General features: G+C 44.6%; 19 protein-coding genes, 2 tRNA genes and 1 riboswitch. Of the genes, 1 reads left to right on the plus strand and 20 read right to left on the minus strand.

Features of this window, described 5'->3' with window-relative positions; genetic code table 11:
• A partial coding sequence (locus tag WJQ40_RS09750) for a hypothetical protein (RefSeq protein ID WP_337539707.1) occupies nt 1–264 on the plus strand: 264 nt, incomplete at its 5' end.
• On the opposite strand, the gene WJQ40_RS09755 is transcribed toward WJQ40_RS09750, so the two are convergent.
• The 20 genes from WJQ40_RS09755 to WJQ40_RS09850 form a co-directional block, all read right to left on the minus strand.
• Nucleotides 227–315, minus strand: a tRNA-Ser gene (locus tag WJQ40_RS09755). The two genes, WJQ40_RS09750 and WJQ40_RS09755, sit on opposite strands and share 38 nt — an antisense overlap.
• Before the next feature lie 54 nt (nt 316–369).
• Nucleotides 370–455: transfer RNA gene (locus WJQ40_RS09760), tRNA-Ser, on the minus strand.
• 224 nt (nt 456–679) lie between these two features.
• Nucleotides 680–868 carry a hypothetical protein gene (locus WJQ40_RS09765; protein WP_337539708.1) on the minus strand — a complete coding sequence of 63 codons (189 nt, stop codon included), beginning with the start codon at nt 866–868 and terminating at the stop codon, nt 680–682.
• Entirely contained in the window at nt 843–1391 is a 549-nt protein-coding gene (locus tag WJQ40_RS09770) for a hypothetical protein (protein WP_337539711.1), read from the minus strand. Before WJQ40_RS09770 ends, WJQ40_RS09765 begins: the two co-directional genes overlap by 26 nt.
• 609 nt (nt 1392–2000) lie before the next feature.
• Nucleotides 2001–2717 carry a 2-C-methyl-D-erythritol 4-phosphate cytidylyltransferase gene (ispD, locus tag WJQ40_RS09775; protein WP_337539714.1) on the minus strand — a complete coding sequence of 239 codons (717 nt, stop codon included), beginning with the start codon at nt 2715–2717 and terminating at the stop codon, nt 2001–2003.
• 73 nt (nt 2718–2790) lie between these two features.
• Complete coding sequence (gene tsaD, locus WJQ40_RS09780; RefSeq protein ID WP_262575948.1) at nt 2791–3813, minus strand: tRNA (adenosine(37)-N6)-threonylcarbamoyltransferase complex transferase subunit TsaD; 1023 nt, start codon at nt 3811–3813, stop codon at nt 2791–2793.
• A gap of 10 nt (nt 3814–3823) precedes the next feature.
• Nucleotides 3824–4420, minus strand: coding sequence for a DUF6715 family protein (locus tag WJQ40_RS09785; protein ID WP_337539717.1), 597 nt, complete (start codon nt 4418–4420; stop codon nt 3824–3826).
• A complete protein-coding gene (locus WJQ40_RS09790; protein ID WP_337539719.1) occupies nt 4417–5331 on the minus strand; it encodes a ribonuclease Z in 915 nt (304 codons plus the stop codon). The genes WJQ40_RS09785 and WJQ40_RS09790 overlap by 4 nt, the downstream gene beginning before the upstream one ends.
• A gap of 34 nt (nt 5332–5365) precedes the next feature.
• Nucleotides 5366–5614, minus strand: coding sequence for a hypothetical protein (locus tag WJQ40_RS09795; protein ID WP_118798421.1), 249 nt, complete (start codon nt 5612–5614; stop codon nt 5366–5368).
• 71 nt (nt 5615–5685) lie between these two features.
• A complete protein-coding gene (gene rimI / locus WJQ40_RS09800; protein ID WP_337539722.1) occupies nt 5686–6132 on the minus strand; it encodes a ribosomal protein S18-alanine N-acetyltransferase in 447 nt (148 codons plus the stop codon).
• Nucleotides 6122–6865: a tRNA (adenosine(37)-N6)-threonylcarbamoyltransferase complex dimerization subunit type 1 TsaB gene (gene tsaB, locus WJQ40_RS09805; RefSeq protein WP_337539724.1), complete on the minus strand. Its 744-nt coding sequence runs from the start codon at nt 6863–6865 to the stop codon at nt 6122–6124. Before tsaB ends, rimI begins: the two co-directional genes overlap by 11 nt.
• A gap of 8 nt (nt 6866–6873) precedes the next feature.
• Nucleotides 6874–7305: a tRNA (adenosine(37)-N6)-threonylcarbamoyltransferase complex ATPase subunit type 1 TsaE gene (tsaE, locus tag WJQ40_RS09810; RefSeq protein WP_118798418.1), complete on the minus strand. Its 432-nt coding sequence runs from the start codon at nt 7303–7305 to the stop codon at nt 6874–6876.
• The gene (locus WJQ40_RS09815; RefSeq protein WP_337402954.1) at nt 7299–7778 is read right to left on the minus strand and encodes a YcxB family protein; all 480 of its coding nucleotides are present in this window, start codon (nt 7776–7778) and stop codon (nt 7299–7301) included. The genes tsaE and WJQ40_RS09815 overlap by 7 nt, the downstream gene beginning before the upstream one ends.
• A gap of 93 nt (nt 7779–7871) precedes the next feature.
• Nucleotides 7872–9566: an EAL domain-containing protein gene (locus tag WJQ40_RS09820; RefSeq protein WP_337539727.1), complete on the minus strand. Its 1695-nt coding sequence runs from the start codon at nt 9564–9566 to the stop codon at nt 7872–7874.
• Nucleotides 9567–9612: 46 nt separating this feature from the next.
• Nucleotides 9613–11331: a methyl-accepting chemotaxis protein gene (locus WJQ40_RS09825; RefSeq protein ID WP_337539729.1), complete on the minus strand. Its 1719-nt coding sequence runs from the start codon at nt 11329–11331 to the stop codon at nt 9613–9615.
• Nucleotides 11332–11439: 108 nt separating this feature from the next.
• Nucleotides 11440–12612: a GGDEF domain-containing protein gene (locus WJQ40_RS09830; protein WP_337539732.1), complete on the minus strand. Its 1173-nt coding sequence runs from the start codon at nt 12610–12612 to the stop codon at nt 11440–11442.
• 121 nt (nt 12613–12733) lie between these two features.
• The gene (locus WJQ40_RS09835; protein WP_337539736.1) at nt 12734–13954 is read right to left on the minus strand and encodes an ABC transporter permease; all 1221 of its coding nucleotides are present in this window, start codon (nt 13952–13954) and stop codon (nt 12734–12736) included.
• A gap of 12 nt (nt 13955–13966) precedes the next feature.
• Nucleotides 13967–15418: an efflux RND transporter periplasmic adaptor subunit gene (locus WJQ40_RS09840; protein ID WP_337539738.1), complete on the minus strand. Its 1452-nt coding sequence runs from the start codon at nt 15416–15418 to the stop codon at nt 13967–13969.
• Nucleotides 15419–15434: 16 nt separating this feature from the next.
• The gene (locus WJQ40_RS09845) at nt 15435–16133 is read right to left on the minus strand and encodes an ABC transporter ATP-binding protein (RefSeq protein ID WP_118798411.1); all 699 of its coding nucleotides are present in this window, start codon (nt 16131–16133) and stop codon (nt 15435–15437) included.
• Between the two features lie 385 nt (nt 16134–16518).
• Nucleotides 16519–17292, minus strand: coding sequence for an ECF transporter S component (locus tag WJQ40_RS09850; RefSeq protein ID WP_337539742.1), 774 nt, complete (start codon nt 17290–17292; stop codon nt 16519–16521).
• A gap of 158 nt (nt 17293–17450) precedes the next feature.
• A riboswitch (FMN riboswitch) is annotated at nt 17451–17605 on the minus strand.
• Nucleotides 17606–17867 lie beyond the last annotated feature (262 nt).

A 17867-nucleotide genomic window follows, 5' to 3' on the forward strand; every position in this document is an offset into this window, starting at 1 on the left:
TTTAGAATTTTCAGGGTTGCATTACTGTTTATTTGTCAAGGTACGTGCAAAGCGGATTCATGTGTGAAAGTGATTTCCGAAAGCTTGCTTTCAGGAAATTGCTTTCATGCAGGAATACATTGTGCGACAGCACTCAGTGAGCAGCTTCGCTGCGAACTGGCTTTGCAACAAGTTGTCCTTATCGCATGTTTGCTTTGCATCATCGGCAATCAATGGAGATCACCAACGGAGAAGGAGGGATTTGAACCCTCGCGCCGCTATTAACGACCTACTCCCTTTCCAGGGGAGCCCCTTCAGCCTCTTGGGTACTTCTCCACAAAAGCTGACTTATGATTCAATATATAAGGTTCGTGGAGAGGGTATCTCCAGCGGAGAGGGTGGGATTCGAACCCACGCGCCCTTGCGGACAAACGGTTTTCAAGACCGCCTCGTTATGACCACTTCGATACCTCTCCATGTCGTTTGTACTGACTCGCTCTGAATCAGCGCAAGGATTATTCTAGCAAAACACTTTCCTAATGTCAACAACTTTTTCAAGAAATTTAAAAAGAATTTTTTAGGGAAATTTTCAAACCTATTGCAACTATGTAATTGCAGTTACTCTGAAGAACTTCATCAGTTGCAGTTACATAGAAAAAGGCATCTATCCTCACCAGATAGACGCCTGAAGTAGACTACTTTATTCTTTAAACTTTTCTACTACATCTGAAGGAACATCCTTTCCAGAAATTCCATTCTCTTTTAAAAATTTTGCATATCCCCGCAAATCAAATCTCAGCGGTGTTAACTTTTCATACGGCTTAAGTCTTTCAATGAATGAATCAGCTATCTGTTGTTTTTCTTTATATGCACTCATTGGTCCATTCATACGTATACACCTCCCTTATATGTTGTGTGGATTCTCCTGATAACATGAATCGATATGGATTATTAAGCGGCGGCAAATATGCAGCTCCAAATTTATCACAGTAATAATCATATAAATCCTTATCCATTGCTTCCCCATACAGAAAGCCTTCATAGCCACATTTTACAGATACTTCGGAAGCTATTGCCAACAAATGCCCGCCAACTCCTGAAAAACGTTGTTCTCCATATTGCCAGATATTATTATGAGGTGCTGTACATCCCCATAATACATATATAGCTTTGGCACAGTCATCCCTCTGTAGCGCTACCATTCCCTGAATATCATTAGTTCCTTCCAAAACTAATGCATAAACTTCAACATCATCGGCAAACTTACTCCAGTTTACATACCATCCCGTATTCCTATTATATTTCTTTAATATGCTCTTCCTTTTTATCCGGACAACCTCTGTCTCATATATATCACCTGTCGATATCTCTTTAAGACACGGTGTAACCTCATCAACTTTAAATGTTATCATTGTTTTTCCCCACTTTCTCTTAATTATCAATTATCTATGTGATCAAGAGAAAGCCAAAACCGGTCATCCCCTTGTTATTTTCAGGGGACAGTTCCCTTATGTTCCGGGTTCCCGGTAAACTAAAATCTGTGTTACAACTCAAATATTTATATAATTATATTACACCATAACCGGTTGTTTATGCAACTCAGATTCCTTCTGAAAATTTGTTTTTCAAAAAATTTTACGCCTTAAAAAAGTGTTTTTTGAAATTTTCTTATATAAATAAAACATCATTATTCCCTTATTTTATGGGCGATGGATGCCATTTATTGTGTGTGATACATCTCGGTGTAGATCGAACGATTGGGGTATATATGTCTGAAAATTTCATTTGACAAGCATAAAAACTTAATTATGATCAAAGAGAATAACATAGAAACAGCACCGATGGCAGTCGCCTTGCAAACGATACATCCGTACCCATGCTCGAGAGGAATCCCTTCAAGGTTACATCGGCTGTTTCAAGCGGGCTCTAACAATAGAAAAAGGCATCTATCCGTACCAGATAAACGCCTGAAGTAGACTGCTTCCAAAAATACCAACCCTGGAAAATCCCCTGCAGTACTCTTAGTCTGCCAGAAAGCTTTCGGCCACCCTCATATCCTCCGGTGTAGTGATCTTGATATTCTGGTAGGAGCCTTCTGTCAGCTTCACAGGATGCCTCATCAGCGTTTCCACGACCATGGCATCATCTGTAATATGAATTCCCTGCTGCAGGAGCTTTTTCTCCTCCGCAAGCAGCTTCTGATAAGCAGACCGGATCAGGAGTGCATCAAAGACCTGAGGGGTCTGCACCATCCATACAAGATTCCGGTCAGGGGTTTCCCGGATCATACCCTTTGCATCAGCAATCTTGATCGTGTCCTTCACCGGCATCCCGGCTACGCAGGCACCATACTCCGTGGCATCTGTAAGACATCTCTCCAGGATTTCCCCCGTCACGAATGGTCTTGCCCCATCATGGATAAAGATATAATCGCAGTTTGAAAGCGCAGTAAGACCACAGGCTACGGAATGATAACGTTCTTTTCCACCCTCCGTCACCCTGCTTACCTTGGTAAAGCCATACTTTTCCACAAGCTCCTGCTGGCAGTAGCTGATATCCTCTGCCCCCGTTACCAGTACGATCTCATCAATAAAGCTGTCCTCAAACGCTCTCAGGGAATAATACAAAACCGGCTTTCCCCCCATCAGCAGATACTGCTTCTTGGTGCTGCCTCCCATTCTCTTCCCGCTGCCTGCAGCAAGTACTACAGCGCCACACCGGCACTTTTTCTTTTCCATATGCAGATTTCCCTTTCGCACTTTAAAATGATCCTGCCGGACTTCATCTCAGCAGGATCCATCATACCTGAATTTATCTCTCTCCCAGTTTGAGTCCCGGAACCGCATTCAGATCATATCCGCTTCTGACACCCTTCAGGAACTCATAATATCCTGCCGCTCCGATCATGGCCGCATTATCAGTACAGTAAATAGGTGAAGGATGGTAAAATTCAATATTTTCCTTTGTGCATGCTTCTTCAAAGGCTGCCCGGAGAGCAGAATTGGATGCAACTCCCCCTGCTATGGCAAATTTCTTATAACCACATTTGCGCAGTGCTTCCATGGAATGGTCTACAAGTACATCCACTACCGCCTTCTGGAAAGAGGCCGCCACGTCTGCCTGATCAACAGTTTCACCCTTCATTTCACAGGAATTCAGATAATTCAGTACGGCGGATTTAAGACCACTGAAGCTGAAATCATACTCTGCCTGTGCCACCTTTGCCCGGGGGAAATGAATAGCTTCGGGATTCCCCTGCTTTGCCACCTTATCAATTTTCGGTCCTCCGGGATATCCAAGACCGATCGCCCTCGCCACCTTGTCAAAGGCTTCTCCTGCCGCATCATCCCTGGTACGTCCAAGGATCTCATATTCCCCATAATCCTTCACTACGACCAGATGAGAATGCCCGCCGGATACCACAAGACATACAAAGGGAGGCTCCAGTTCTTTATTCTCTATGTAATTTGCACTGATATGACCTTCAATATGATGCACACCTACAAGTGGGATCCCTGTGGCAAAGCTGATCGATTTGGCTGCGGAAACTCCAACAAGTAAAGCCCCAACAAGACCTGGCCCATAGGTAACTGCAATCGCATCCATATCCTGCAATTTCATATTGGCATCCACAAGTGCCTGATCGATGACCTGGATCACCTTCTCAATATGCTTTCTGGATGCGATCTCCGGAACTACACCACCATATACCGTGTGCAGTGCGATCTGGGAGTATATCACATTAGACAATACCTCTCTGCCATTTCTTACAACAGCTGCTGCTGTCTCATCACAGGAGCTCTCTATTGCCAGAATTGTAACATCCTTTTCCATCTGTATTTCCTCACTCATCATTATCGGCATCATCTGCCAGCTTAAAGCCATAAATCTTCCAATGCCCCTTCTGATCCTTCCGCAAAAGGAATACCTCCTCTACAGAGCCAAGTGTTGTCCCCTTTCTCAGATTGAAGGTACAGTATAATCTTGCAAATTCATTTTCATCTACCGAATAATAATCCACATCCGCACTGGAGCTTACTGCACAGCTTGAGATTACGATCTCCTGCTCTTTATAGTTATTGATATCCCACCTCAGATCCTGCAGATACTGATCCTGTGTTTTATTGGCGATCAGCTCCTCATCATAAAGGTTCTCAATCTTAAGCGCCAGCTCTTCAAATTCCTCGTCTGTATATTCTTCATTATAGAAGCACTGCGTCATTTTCCCGTAAAGCTTCACTACCTCTTTGGGCGTAGGCGGATAATTCCGGTCAAAATTATACATAAGCGCTTCCTGGACCGCTGTGATCTTAACCGGTTCTTCTTCTGTCTTATGGCTCTTGTTTGAAAGATAAAAATAATATCCTCCAACCATAAGTATCAGGATCAGACCTATAATGACTACCTTATACCCTTCCGATTTTGCTTTTTTTCTGTTCATGCTTCGTCCTCAAATAATAGGGTGATCGTCTTTCCATCCTTGCAGGTTTCTGTCTTCGGAAATATCTTCCTTGCCGCGGGGAGATATTCCTCCGGTCTGTTCAGTGAAGGACTATAATGTGTCAGCCACAAACGCTCCGGCTCTGCTTTTCTTGCAATTTCCGCAGCTTCGTAAAATGTCATATGTTTATTTTCTTTGGCCTTTTTCAGCTTATCCGGCTCCCCATACATACCCTCACAGATAAAGAGGTCTGCCTCCTTCGCATGCTGCAGAATACTGTCGGTCGGTCTGGTATCTGTACAGTAGGTAACCCGAAGTCCTTTACGTTTCTCACCAAGCACCATCTCCGGGGTAAACGTCCCTTCCGAAGTTTCGATCACCTCGCCGTGCTGGAGCCTGCTCCAGTAGCGCTTGTCTATTCCAAGGGAAACAGCCTTTTCCACCTGGAATTTTCCGATCCGGTCAATCACAATGCTGTATCCATAGCAGGGCACATTATGATTCACCTTAAAGGCTTCAATCTTAAACCCATCAAAGGCAATGCTCTGTTCGTTCTCTGTCAGCTCGAGGCAGTCGATCACAAACGGAAGCTCCGGTGCGATCACCCGCAGGGATGCCACGACTCTCGAAAGTCCCTTTGGTCCCACCAAAAGCAGCGGCTCCGTCCGTTCTGCATTTCCCATCGTGAGAAGCATACCGGGCAGTCCGCTGATATGATCGGCATGAAAGTGAGTAAAACAGATCACGTCGATAGGCTTGGGACTCCAGCCCTTTTCCTTCATGGCGATCTGTGTTCCTTCTCCACAGTCGATCAGTATACTCTGACCGTTGTACCGGGCCATCATGGATGTCAGCCACCTGTAGGGCAGCGGCATCATGCCTCCGGTACCAAGCAAACAAATATCGAGCATAGTACCTCCCTATACCGCAGGCAGGAAATGCCTGTCAAAGCAGCTCTGTTTCCTCCCTGATCTCTGCAGGAACAGAAAACTCTGCTATCATTCTATCATAACACTCTTCACACAGGTCAAACAAGTACCTGTGGCCATCCTTTTGGCTGAAATAGGAAAAAGGAGTCTCCACATGACAGCATCCTTCCATCAGGATCCCATTTTCAACCTTCATCTTTTTTCCACACTGATTACAGATCACCGCTGAAAGCTTTTCCCTGCTTCCTTCTTCATAAATACGCATGGCATCCTCCTGTTTTCATAAAATCTCTGCTTTTATTATGAAGGATACAAAAAGAAAGCACCAGTGGTAAATTATCCTTGTTCTTCCTGTCTCTTCCACATGATCAGTGCATCTTCCCTGGGCTTAGCATAAAAACCCGGTCTGATCCCTTCTGTCCGGAACCCAAGACTTTCATAAAGACTGATCGCAGGACTGTTTCCGGCACGGACTTCGAGGGTACAGTCACCAATCCCACAGGAAGACGCTTTCTTAAGCAGATATTCCATGAGCCTTCTGCCTGTTCCCTTTCTCCGGAAAAGCGGTGCAACGGCAACATTGGTGATCTCTCCTTCACCGGCCATGTTTCTGAGACCACAGTAGCCTGTGATCTCTCCAGCCTCCTCTGCCACATAATAATGGGCATAATCTGCCTTCACCATCTCCAGAAAATCCCTTTCTGTCCATGGCTCCGAAAAAACCTCTGCTTCGATCCTGGCAACTGCAGGTACATCCTCTGCACGAAGCTCTCTAATCTGCATGGTTCCGCTCCCGTTCTGCCTGAGACAGACGCAGGTATTCCGGTGCATGCTCCATGGCACTGACATACCTTCCTTCTGCATACCAGTCAAAGGCCAGTACACCAAAAGCCGCTGCCCGCTGTCTGTTCATATGTGCCGGGGCAAGCTGATAGGGAACCTTCATCATTTCCTTTAATTTTTCTCCATATACAGGAACACCATCCCCAAGAAAGATCACTTCCCTGTCCAGTTCATTACAATGCTGTGCGATCTCTGCAACAGAGACCGGTCTGTCAGACAGGATCTCCTTCATAATATAGCTATCCGGCTCACGGAGTCCTTCTGTACTTCCTGAATTTTCTTTCTTTTCAAAAGTATAGATCCCCGTATAAACCTGTTCTCTTCTGGCATCCATGATCGGACACACCAGCTTGTCTGTGCCATACAGATTGCAGGCAAGTCCCTGCAGTGTCGGGATCTCAATGATCGGGATCTGCAGTGCATAGGCAAGCCCCTTGGCTGTCGCCGAGCCGATCCGAAGCCCTGTAAAGGATCCGGGACCACTTGCTATGGCTATGGCATCTACAGTGGAAAGCTCCAGCTCCACCTGATCTTTTAACTCCTCCAGCATCGGAAGAAGTGTCTGTGAATGGGTCTTTTTGTATTGAATATTATATTCTCCTACCAGTCCGGTATCCTCAAGCAGTGCAACAGATGCTACAAGGCCGGAGCTGTCCAGTGCAATAATCTTCATATTGCCTCCTATATCTCTTCTATGAGGATCTTACGGTAGTCAAAGCCCTTTTCCAGATCCTTCAGAATCGTAATCTGCGTATAATGATCAGGCAGGATCTCACGGATCAGATCTGCCCACTCTATCAGGCTGACCCCATCTCCGTAAAAGCAGTCCTCATATCCGATCTCATCCATCTCGGAAATATCTCCGATCCGGTATACGTCAAAATGATAGAATGGCAGCCGTCCCTCTTCATAGCTCTGCAAAATGGTAAAGGTCGGACTGTTCACCGGTTCCGTAATGCCAAGCCCTGCTGCCAGCCCCTGTGTAAACACAGTTTTTCCAACCCCAAGGTCACCGATCAGTGTATACACCTCTCCCGGTCTGGCCTCCTCTCCGATCTTTTTCCCAAGGGCATAAGTATCCTCTGCCCGGAAGCTTTCTTTTTCTGTCAGCATCTTATTTTCACCTTCTTTGGCGGCATATGGGTGGATATGACCCCGATCACAGCCGTTGTTTTCTCTCCCATGGCTTTCTTTGGCAGAATAGTTGCATTAACTGCTGAGGTATAAAGAACAATACTGCGCATGGTGGATATTGCCTTCTGCATGTCTTCCCATTTGCAGCATTCCTCATGTTCTCCCTGTGATACTGTGATCCCTTCCTCATCCATCCGGTAATGCAGCGGCTGCCTGAATGCCGGATTACTCAGAAACTGCTGTTTGGAACGCATAAAAAGCGCCACCGGGAGATACAGCAGGATCACGATCCCTGCAATCGTACATAAAGCACCGCTTCCTGCAAAGCCTGCTACGATCATCAATGCCCCGGCCACCGCACCGATCAGACCGGAAGGGCTTGTAAAGGTATGATGCAGCATATAATCATAAAGATCTGCTGATGTCATCTGTACGTCAAATTCTACTTCCATAGCTGTATCCTTTCTGTTTCCATAAAATAAGGCCGGAAGTCATTGCTTTGCATTGTAAAAACAATAACCTCTGACCTCAATATTTTCATTATACTAAAAATTGGACAAAGTGCAACACCCTGTTTCCCTGATAAACTGTTCCTTTCTGCATGGTCTGCCAAACAGATATCCCTGCAGATAATCAACCTGCATCTCCTTCATCTTCCGGCACCACTCCCGTTCCTCAATGCCTTCTGCACATATCCTGACACCAATACTATGCACCATCGAAGCGATATTTTTAAATAATTCATAATCTCCGGTACTGTTCATCGCCTTCGCCGTAAAATCCTTGTCCATTTTTATATAGCTCGGATTCATATCACGTATACAATGAAGATTCGAATAGCCTGTCCCGAAATCATCTATCACAAAGTGGATCCCGTTCTCGTCCAACGTCTTCCGGAACTTACAGAACGATGGCGTCATATCCATAAAGCCGCTTTCCGTCATTTCTATACATATGCACTCCGGCTTTAAGCCATACATTTTAATCACACCCAGGATATCTCTCTCAACATTGCCCTGCATGATCTGCACATATGAGACATTTATATTCACCCTGAAATCCGGAATATATTGCTGCATCTCACAGCACATTTTGGCTGCTTCGTCCAGCACATACCTTCCGGCAGGGATAATTAATCCGCTTTTTTCCAGAAGCGGAATAAATTCCATCGGTGAAATGACCTCCTGCCCCTCTTCAGACGGCATGGAAAAGCGCATAAGCGCCTCTGCACCAATTACCTGTTCTGATCTGCAATCCACGATTGGCTGATAGTACACCTCAAAGCCCTTATACTGATTTACAATAGCCTTACGAAGTGCTGCCACTATTCTTCCTTTTCGCAGAAAAACCTCATAGTCATCCTCATCAAAGATATAAAATCCGCTTTTTCCTCTGCTTTTTGCCTGCTTCAGGACAAATGCAAATTTTTTGCGGCACTCTTCATATCCTTCACAAAAAGTTGTTGCAGGCACAACACCGACAGAAATTGAAAATACAGCTTCATAATTTTCAGACACTATAAATTTATAGAGCTTATCTGTAATTTTTTCTTTAAGCCTTTCGGACTCTTCCCTTAAATCGTTTTCCAGATCCACAATCACATACTGATCAGCCACAAGATGATAAATCCTCTGCTTATCAGAAAGACATTCCTTCATACAGTCAGCTACGCTTTTTAAAATATAATTACCATAAGCAGATCCCATGGAGCCATTGATCGATCCGAAATCATCAATCCCTATATGCATAAGAAACCCTTTGGAAATATGTTCCTTTTGTGAACGCATATAAGCATTAAATTCCAGACCACCCAGCAGTCCGGTAACATTATCCGCCCTTCTCTGATTCCCGGTCTCATTCAGACATCCAACCAGATACTCTGCATTTCCTCCCGGTCCATCAATCACAATACCACGGCAATTGACCCATACCGGCATGCCATCTTTGCCAATCCATCTGTAATGAAGATTGTGTACCTTTTCTTTTCCTTCACGTATATCCGCGAGATGCTTTGTAAGCATCTCGCGGTCTTCTTCATACACTACCTTCAAAATATCATTTGATACATCAGTCATGGCATTTTTTGAGATCATGAACCGGTCCACAGCTGACTGCGATATCTCCATTGTATTATTCTGCAGATCAAATATATACAGATAATCATCCATACATTCTGTAATGATCTCAAATAAGATCTCTGCCGTCTGCTCTCCAAATACTGTAAATATATCATCAATCACAACAAGCGCCTTCCGTTTAACGGCACCATACTAACCCTGCCATTTTCTAGAATAATTTGAATACATTCACGCGGTCATGCATCTTAGCTGCATCCTCTGCCAGGTTAATGCTGATTGCTGTATTCTCCTCTGAGGATGACGCTGTACCCTGTACCACATCAGAAAGCTGCTCAATTCCCTGTCCGATCTGTTCCAGGGATTCTGCCTGGGAGTTTGCTTTCTCCATTGTATTCTGTGCAAGCTCTGCGAAAGACTCCATATCTGCAATGATCTGATTGAATGCTTCTGCTGTTGTTCTTGTAATGCTATTTCCTTTTTCAATTTCAACTAAAGTCTTGTCGATCAATTCTCTCGTATTTACAGCTGACTTCGCACTGTCTGAAGCAAGCTTGCCAATCTGGTCTGCAACCACAGCAAAGCCTTTTCCTGCCTCACCTGCCCTGGCTGCTTCAATCGAAGCATTGAGCGATAAGAGATTTGTCTGGGATGCTATATCCTCAATATCTGTAATAATATTACCAATCTCCTTGGAGATCTCTGTAATATGCTCCATTTCTGTCAGGAGCTCATTCATTTTTTCTCTTTCTTCATTTGCCCTGCCTGCAGAGGCTCTTACCCGTTCAGATGCGCTTTGTGTTTCCTTCGCTGTATCTGCCGCCAGGCTGACAACTGTATCTATTGTGGCATTCAGCTCCTGGATTACCCCTGCCTGCTCTGTCGCGCCGTCAGATAAGGACTTTGATGCATTTTCAACTTCCGTTGCATTCGCTGATACCTGCCCTGCAATATTACTGATATCAGTCAATGTACTGTTAAATCGCTTTAATATATAAAGAAGTGAGTCCTTTAATTCTGAGAAATCACCCAGAAACTCTGTAATTTCGTCACCGTTTCTTGTCAGATCTCCCTGCGCTATCAGCTTTACTTCTTCAGAGATCTCGCGGACATAATCTGCTAGAATATTCATGGCTTCTCTTAAATTTCTGATCGTATCACCGAACTCATCCTCAGACTCATATGTAAGCATTTCCACGTTAGACAGCTCACCCTTTCTCAGGCTGGCAACTGCTGTCTCTATCTGTACTACCGGCTCTGTAATTGAGTTCGTGATTATCCTTCCGATAATTGTTGATACTACAGTCATCGCAATTCCTATCACCACGATCACAATAAAAATAATAACTGTACACCAGTTGGCAATGCTCTTGGATTCATCTAATTTCACCTGGAAATCATTCCGCAGTCTATTTAGTTTTTCTCCAAAATTCTTATAGCTTTCATAAACACTTCCCGTCATCAGCTCAGCTGCTTCTGCCTGTTCTCCGTTACTGCTCAGCTGTAATATTTCTTCAGAGGCTTTCTTGTATGTATTCCATGCAGAGTTTGCTTCGTCATAATCAGCTTTTCCTGCCTGTGCCTCTTTGTCTGCATTTATTATTGCATCCAGCTTCTTGGCCGTTTCCGTAATCTGACCTGCAATATTTTCAATCTCTGCTTCACAGTCTGTCAGAACCGCCGGATCTGTTTCAACAAGATGCTGATACTGTTTGACTCTGTAATTAGAGGTCATTGTTTCCAATTCCTGTATATATCCGACCACCGGAGACCACACCTCCGTAATCTCCCCTACGTTCGAACGGATCACCAGGGTTGAAATCAGCGTTACCAGCACAAAAAATACTGTCATAATAAGTACTATTAGCCGGTATGCCTTTAATTTTCCTGCTACCTTTAAGTTAGCTATCCATCTTTCGATCTTTGCCATATCCCTTTCCCTTCCTTTGTGTTTTGAATTTTGCAGCACACCAAAAAACTTCATCTGTAAGCTGTTATAATGATAACATACTTCTTTTTAAAGTCAATTAAAAAAGCATTAAATTTTCTGCTGATCTTTTTTCAAACGTTCTTCCTGATTTAGTGAATGATATTTCCGTTTTTTCTCATACATTTTTTCATCCATATTTCTTAGAAAGGTCTCTGTATCATCCTCCGGTCTAAATTCTGCATATCCCATGGAAACACTTAAGCTGAACGGTTCTGCCCCGGAGCTGTTAAACTGCGAAATATTATCATTGATCTCATCCATCGTAGCCAAAACGCACTCTGTATCAACACCTGCCAAAAGCACAATAAACTCATCCCCTGCATACCGGATCGCCATTCCGGTATCCGGTATGGATCTGAAAAGTATACTTCCCATCGTACTGACAGCCTTGTCCCCTATACTATGTCCCAGGCTGTCATTGATATGCTTGAAGTCATTTACATCCATCATGATCCCATGTAAGGATTTCCAGCCTGCCGTTTTCCTTTTGGCAAGCACCGCATTCAGGTATCTTCGATTGTATAGTCCGGAAAGCTCGTCCGTGTACAGATTTTCTGCATATAGCTGCATCTGAACAAATATCAATGTAACCGCCGCTAACAGCCATGACGCTGTGATCCCGTAAAAGAACAGCTGCAGGATCACTCCTGCAAAACCAACGCCGACAAAATACATCACGGGGAAATAGCTCAGATTGATCCCCTGTTTTCTGGAATGGTACACCAGATATATACTGTAGCCGAAATACATTATAACCGAGATATAACAGGCCAGTGAGCCTCCGGCTCTCTGATATACATTCGCCCCGGATATCCTGAATACAATCCCAGGTCTGAAAAGATTACATAAAATCATGATCACTTCCACAAGCCAGGGAAAGATCAAAAACGCTATTTTTGAGAATATTCTCTTATAATTCCGGTAAATACGCAGCTCCACATACAGGCACCAGAGCAGACTCATGCTGACCGTGCCAATAAAGCACAGGCTGTTAACAGCATAATTAATCTGTCTGCTGCCAGTAAAGCTTTTTCCATCTATCAGAAAGGCCACTGTCTCAGACAGTGCCCCCAGTATATTCACTAATGCAATTCCATCATATATTTTATCTTCCGCATGAAGGCTTTCTCTGTTCTTTCGTCTGCAGAGCAAAAGATATCCCATCATCAGCACGGCCAATCCGTTTGCCATCAATATTTCTTCTATGATTATTATTGTCATCACCCTCCCATCACTGACAGTACTGAAGCACAAAATAGAGAAAATTTCCCAGATATTTTTTCTTTATTATACTCGAAAATCTCCCTTAAAGCAACCCTAGAAGTCCCTTATGAAAAGGGGGTTATTCGTGCCTGAGTGCCTCGATCGGGCTTAAGCGCGCTGCTTTTTTTGCAGGATAAATGCCGAAGAAAATACCGATACCACAGGAGAACACTGATGCCCCTATAACGACCGCCGGATTCACAGCAGGTGTAATCCCTGCAATAGCGCCGACCAGCCTTCCACCAAGAATACCAAGGAAAATACCGATCAGTCCACCAAGCAGGGTAATAATACCTGCCTCCGCCAGAAACTGGAGCAGAATGGATCCGGTTCTTGCCCCGAGTGCCTTACGGATACCGATCTCTCTGGTTCTTTCTGTCACCGAAACCAGCATAATGTTCATAACACCGATACCGCCAACAAGCAGGGAAATGGCTGCCACGAAGGATATGAAGATCGTGATGAATCCAAGGATCGTATCAAACTGGGAAGATACATCCGTAAAGCTCTGCATCATGATCTGATTTTCTCCCCGTACATTGTGCCGGGTCTCCATCAGATTCAGTACCTCTCCTGCCACCTCAACAGAATTTTCCGTAGAATCTGCCATCACATAAAACTCCTCTGTATCATCAATATAAAAGCCATATTTGTTGCCCACAAAGGTAAGTGGTGCTTCTGCGGTAACCATCTTATCCATGCCGGAGCCCATATTGATCAGGGAAGATGCACTGTCCTGACGGATTCCTACAATGCGCATTTCCTGTGTCACACCATAGAAGGTAGCATCAAAGGTCATGCCAATCACATCTGTAGTTCCGAACAGGGCGATGGCACTGGCTTCTGTGATCACGCAGGCATTGACCCCACTGTCATAATCATTCTGGGTAAAATATTTACCTCTAATGATCGGTTCAGAAGCCCGGTACTGCAGTCCTGTTGTTCCTGCTGCCAGACTGATATCAAAATCACCCTTCGGTCCTTCTGCAGTTCCCCAGAGACTGAATGCCGGTGTCACACCCTTTACATGGTCCACGTGCTCCATAATGGCATCAAAATCTGACTGGTCAAAGGTAACTGTGGTATCCTTTCTGGTACTATCCACATAAAAAGCGATCTGTCCCCCGGCAATTCCTTCCAGCTCTGAATTGACCTGTCCCCTGACACCGTTACCAATTGAAATGACCATGATAACAGAGGAAATACCGATAATAATTCCCAGCATGGTCAATATGGACCGTCCTTTATTGCTTTTGATATTCATCAAAGCAATCTTAATATATTCCCATATCTGTGCCATAATCCGTGCTCCTTAATTCATGGGAACAGCAACTGCTGCCATGCCTTCCGTAATATCTCCGGTCACCTCTGTGATCAGCTGGTCTCCCTCTGAAACCCCGCTTAAAATTTCCACCATAGTATCAGAAGAGATCCCTGTTTCCACCTGTTTCTTCACTATTACATTATTTTCAATGGCATACACAAATTCGCCTGTACTGTCCACATTGACTGCTGTCACTGGTACCAGCACGGCATCCTTTACTTCTGCGGTCTCGATCACTACCTTGGCTTCCACACCCAGATATACATCACTGTCAGGATCCAGGATTTTGATCTCAGTTCCTACAACGGCTGCTCCACTGTCATTTTTCTGTGCCATCTTATCGATCCTGGAAACCTCGCCTTCATATTCCCTGCCACCGATCGTAACGGTTGCTTTCTGGGAAAGAGCAATCTTGTCAAGATCATACTTGGTTACAGAAATCTTTACGCAGACATCCTCTGTACTTTCCAGCTTTAAAAGCTCTGTACCTTCTGCCGCTGTTGATCCCTCTACGGCACTGACAGCGGTTATGACACCATCAAACTCTGCTGTCACACCATCTGAAACTGCCTCAAGCTTTGCGAGCTTATCCTCAGACTGGATCTCCTTGGTCTGATTACCGGCCTCCAGCTCCTCCTTAGCCCCGGCTGTCATCTTGCTGCTGTCGGCGCTGCTCTTCTGGGATTTCATTTCGGAACGATATTCCTTATATTTGGAAAGCATATCATTATATACTTCCAGTTCTGATTCCCAGCCTTCAATCTCCTTGTTATGAGACTGTTCATAATTATTCTCCTGCACCATTTTCTGCAGATTCATATATTCGTCAGAATCCGGTTGATCCTGCCAGTCCAGCAGGGAAATCTGAAGCTGTGTACCAAAAAGTGCAAGCTCATCCTTTTTCTTCTGGATCTTATTATTCAGCCCTTTAATATAAGCCTCGGTATCTGCTATCTGCTGATCCAGCACCTCCATGTTAACATTGGCCTCATTCAGATCCCCCAGTTTTTCATTGTTTGTCTGCACAGAGTTCCGATAGCTTCCCTCAGCAGCCTGTTTATCAAGCTGTGCAAGCTCAGTTGCCTTAGAAAGGTCACTTTCATCATAGCTGATCAGGACATCTCCCTTTTTCACAGCATCTCCTGCCTCTACGTTCACACTGCCGATCTTCACATTCACATTGGAAAAATAAGTTTTCTCTTCATTTGAGGTCACATTTCCACTTGTATTGATCGTCTGTCTGATATCTCCTCTTTCTGCTGCTGTCGTCATGATCTGCATGGGAGTATTTGCTGCAACCACATTGGATATGATCACATAAAGAATAAATACTCCTGTCACAGAAAGGATGATGATCCTTCTTTTCTTCTTTCTTTTTGCCGGGTCAGCCGGTTTCTTTTCCTTTTTTACTTTCTTTTCAGCTTTCTTTTCTTCTTCCATCTTCTCCTCCAGAATTCTATGCCAATGCTGCATCATTATTAATATCCGCCACAATCTTTCCATCCATGATCCTTATGATCCGCTTCGCCCTTGCTGCGATCTCATTATCATGAGTGATCAGGATCACGGTCCTGCCTTCCTTATGCAGCTCCTTCAGGATTCCCATGATCTCCTTCGTGGAGCCGGAATCCAGATTTCCTGTGGGCTCATCTGCCAGGATCACAGGCGGAGCCTGGGCGATCGCCCTTGCTATGGCTACTCTCTGCTGCTGTCCACCAGACATTTCAGAAGGCTTATGATCCATCCGCTTCTCAAGTCCCACCTTTTTCAGCGCAGTTCTTGACAGCTCTTCCCGTTCTTTCTTCGGAACACCCCTGTAGATCAGCGGCAGCTCTACATTTTCAAGAGCCGTCATATTGGCGATCAGGTTAAAGCCCTGAAAAATAAAACCGATCTCTCTGTTCCTGATATCAGAAAGCTCATCATCTGTCAGATGTGACACATCCTGCCCATTCAGATAATAGGTACCTGATGTGGGGACATCCAGACAGCCGAGCATATTCATCAGTGTCGACTTACCGGAGCCTGACTGTCCGATGATCGCCACAAACTCGTGACGGTCGATCTGCAGATCCACATGATCCAGAGCCCGTACTTCATTCTCACCTGGATTATAAATCTTACACATGTTCCGGATTTCTATCAGTTCATCCATCCTTTTCCCTGTCCCTTTCCTTTTCTCTATGTATTATTGTATTATATCATTAATACAGTTTTGTCAAGAGGAAAATTCCCATTTTTCATTGTATTTTCCTTTTCTGTACAATACAACGAATTATATCAGAGCTTTTTCTTCAAAAACAGGATTATATCCTTAATTTTATCTTAAAGAAAGAATCCTGCCTGCAGGATTCTCCGCCTGCGGCGGGTCGCTCCATGCGACATCCACCCTTCCGCCGCAGTGCGCTCCTGCCCGGAGGGCTTTTTCTGTCACAGAACATTACGGAGTAATTTACTGTGACAGAAAAAAACGCCCACGCATCTGCATGGACGTTTTCATAATCACCGGTATTCCTTGACCAGTGTCTGTATATACTCATTTATTTCACAGTCTCTACCTGTTTTACATGCTCTGTTTTTCCGGAAATGGCTGCTGATTTCAGGATCGGGCTGAGCTTCTTGTAGATCAGCATGGTTACCAGTGAAACACTGCCGCCCTTTAACAGGTTCATAGGCGCTACCGCAAAGACAACCAGGGTTACAATGCTGTTGATATTTCCATTTACCGCATTTCCCATCTGCACAATGGCATCCAGCGGGAGTCCATAAAGCTTTGAAAATGCAGGTAGCAGGTAGATCGCATTAAATGCGGTACCAAATACGGTCATGATCAACGTTCCTGTAACAGAACCAATCAGTGCGGTTTTTCTTGTTTTCTTAAACAGATAAATGATGGATGCGGGCAGGATGAAGCTGCAGCCTACCACAAAATTGGCAAGATCCCCTACAAATGCAGTACTGGTTCCCTTCATCAGAAGCTTTAACAGGATCTTCACGAATTCGATCATGACACCGGCTACCGGTCCGAAGGCAAAGGTACCTACCAGTGCAGGGATCTCGCTGAAATCCAGCTCATAAAAAGAAGGGGCAAAGGGAAGGGGGAACTCAAACAGCATCAGTACGGCTGCGATTGCTGAAAACACACCGATCATGGCAATCTTTCTTGTACTTAAAACCCTCTCGGTATCATGATTTCTTTTCTTGATCGCCTTTTCGGCCGCATAGGCGATCAACATCAGCGCTGCTGCAATTCCTACTGAAACCAGAACAAATACTACATTATCCTTTACACTTGTCCATAAACCATTATTCATTTCATTTTCCTCTCTTTCTGCCTGTCCGGCTGGCATATGCCATTTCAGAAAGGTTCTTCTTTGGCAGAACAATCAAAAACCCCGGATGATTCTCATCCGGGGTTTACTTGCTTTTCTGCTCATAGAGAACATCAGGCTCTTTGCTTAAACCTGACTGCTCTTTTCTTCTCTCATCCAGACTGTACTGTCGGTTTTGGAATCGCACCAAATCAGCCGCTGTGCTTCCTTCTGGCTTATTCTCCGCCATTTTCAGCACATACGGGTCGCGGACTATACCGCCGGTAGGGAATTTCACCCAACCCCGAAGAACTTTTCTATTTTTTATCCGATGCTAGATTAGCACACTAACTGTTAAAATGCAAGAGTTTTTTCCTTCCGACTCACGCCGCGCATGCGTGGGTGCATTCCTATCCAGATTCTCAGTTCGCATCTTCCACGTCTCCATTTCCTGCCATGCAGTCCCATTCCTTCTTCAAAGCAGCTTCAAATGCCTCTGTGCTGGACGCACTGGCAGCCTGCCTTACCAGCTCCTCCAGTATGCCGGTATCTTCGATCGCATTGATTTTATCTCTAAG

It is taken from the genome of Suilimivivens sp. (assembly GCF_037359455.1).
GTDB classification, from domain to species: domain Bacteria; phylum Bacillota; class Clostridia; order Lachnospirales; family Lachnospiraceae; genus Suilimivivens; species Suilimivivens aceti.

Coding starts and splice junctions, on each gene's coding strand:
- WJQ40_RS09825 (WP_337539729.1), bottom strand. CDS start 11,331: ATGGCAAAGATCGAAAGATGGATAGCTAACTTAAAGGTAGCAGGAAAA.
- ispD (WP_337539714.1), bottom strand. CDS start 2,717: ATGGAAAAGAAAAAGTGCCGGTGTGGCGCTGTAGTACTTGCTGCAGGC.
- WJQ40_RS09770 (WP_337539711.1), bottom strand. CDS start 1,391: ATGATAACATTTAAAGTTGATGAGGTTACACCGTGTCTTAAAGAGATA.
- WJQ40_RS09815 (WP_337402954.1), bottom strand. CDS start 7,778: ATGGAAGTAGAATTTGACGTACAGATGACATCAGCAGATCTTTATGAT.
- tsaD (WP_262575948.1), bottom strand. CDS start 3,813: ATGGAAAAGGATGTTACAATTCTGGCAATAGAGAGCTCCTGTGATGAG.
- WJQ40_RS09790 (WP_337539719.1), bottom strand. CDS start 5,331: ATGCTCGATATTTGTTTGCTTGGTACCGGAGGCATGATGCCGCTGCCC.
- tsaB (WP_337539724.1), bottom strand. CDS start 6,865: ATGAAGATTATTGCACTGGACAGCTCCGGCCTTGTAGCATCTGTTGCA.
- WJQ40_RS09850 (WP_337539742.1), bottom strand. CDS start 17,292: ATGAATAATGGTTTATGGACAAGTGTAAAGGATAATGTAGTATTTGTT.
- rimI (WP_337539722.1), bottom strand. CDS start 6,132: ATGCAGATTAGAGAGCTTCGTGCAGAGGATGTACCTGCAGTTGCCAGG.
- WJQ40_RS09795 (WP_118798421.1), bottom strand. CDS start 5,614: ATGCGTATTTATGAAGAAGGAAGCAGGGAAAAGCTTTCAGCGGTGATC.
- WJQ40_RS09785 (WP_337539717.1), bottom strand. CDS start 4,420: ATGAACAGAAAAAAAGCAAAATCGGAAGGGTATAAGGTAGTCATTATA.
- WJQ40_RS09765 (WP_337539708.1), bottom strand. CDS start 868: ATGAATGGACCAATGAGTGCATATAAAGAAAAACAACAGATAGCTGAT.
- WJQ40_RS09840 (WP_337539738.1), bottom strand. CDS start 15,418: ATGGAAGAAGAAAAGAAAGCTGAAAAGAAAGTAAAAAAGGAAAAGAAA.
- WJQ40_RS09830 (WP_337539732.1), bottom strand. CDS start 12,612: ATGACAATAATAATCATAGAAGAAATATTGATGGCAAACGGATTGGCC.
- tsaE (WP_118798418.1), bottom strand. CDS start 7,305: ATGCTGACAGAAAAAGAAAGCTTCCGGGCAGAGGATACTTATGCCCTT.
- WJQ40_RS09835 (WP_337539736.1), bottom strand. CDS start 13,954: ATGGCACAGATATGGGAATATATTAAGATTGCTTTGATGAATATCAAA.
- WJQ40_RS09845 (WP_118798411.1), bottom strand. CDS start 16,133: ATGGATGAACTGATAGAAATCCGGAACATGTGTAAGATTTATAATCCA.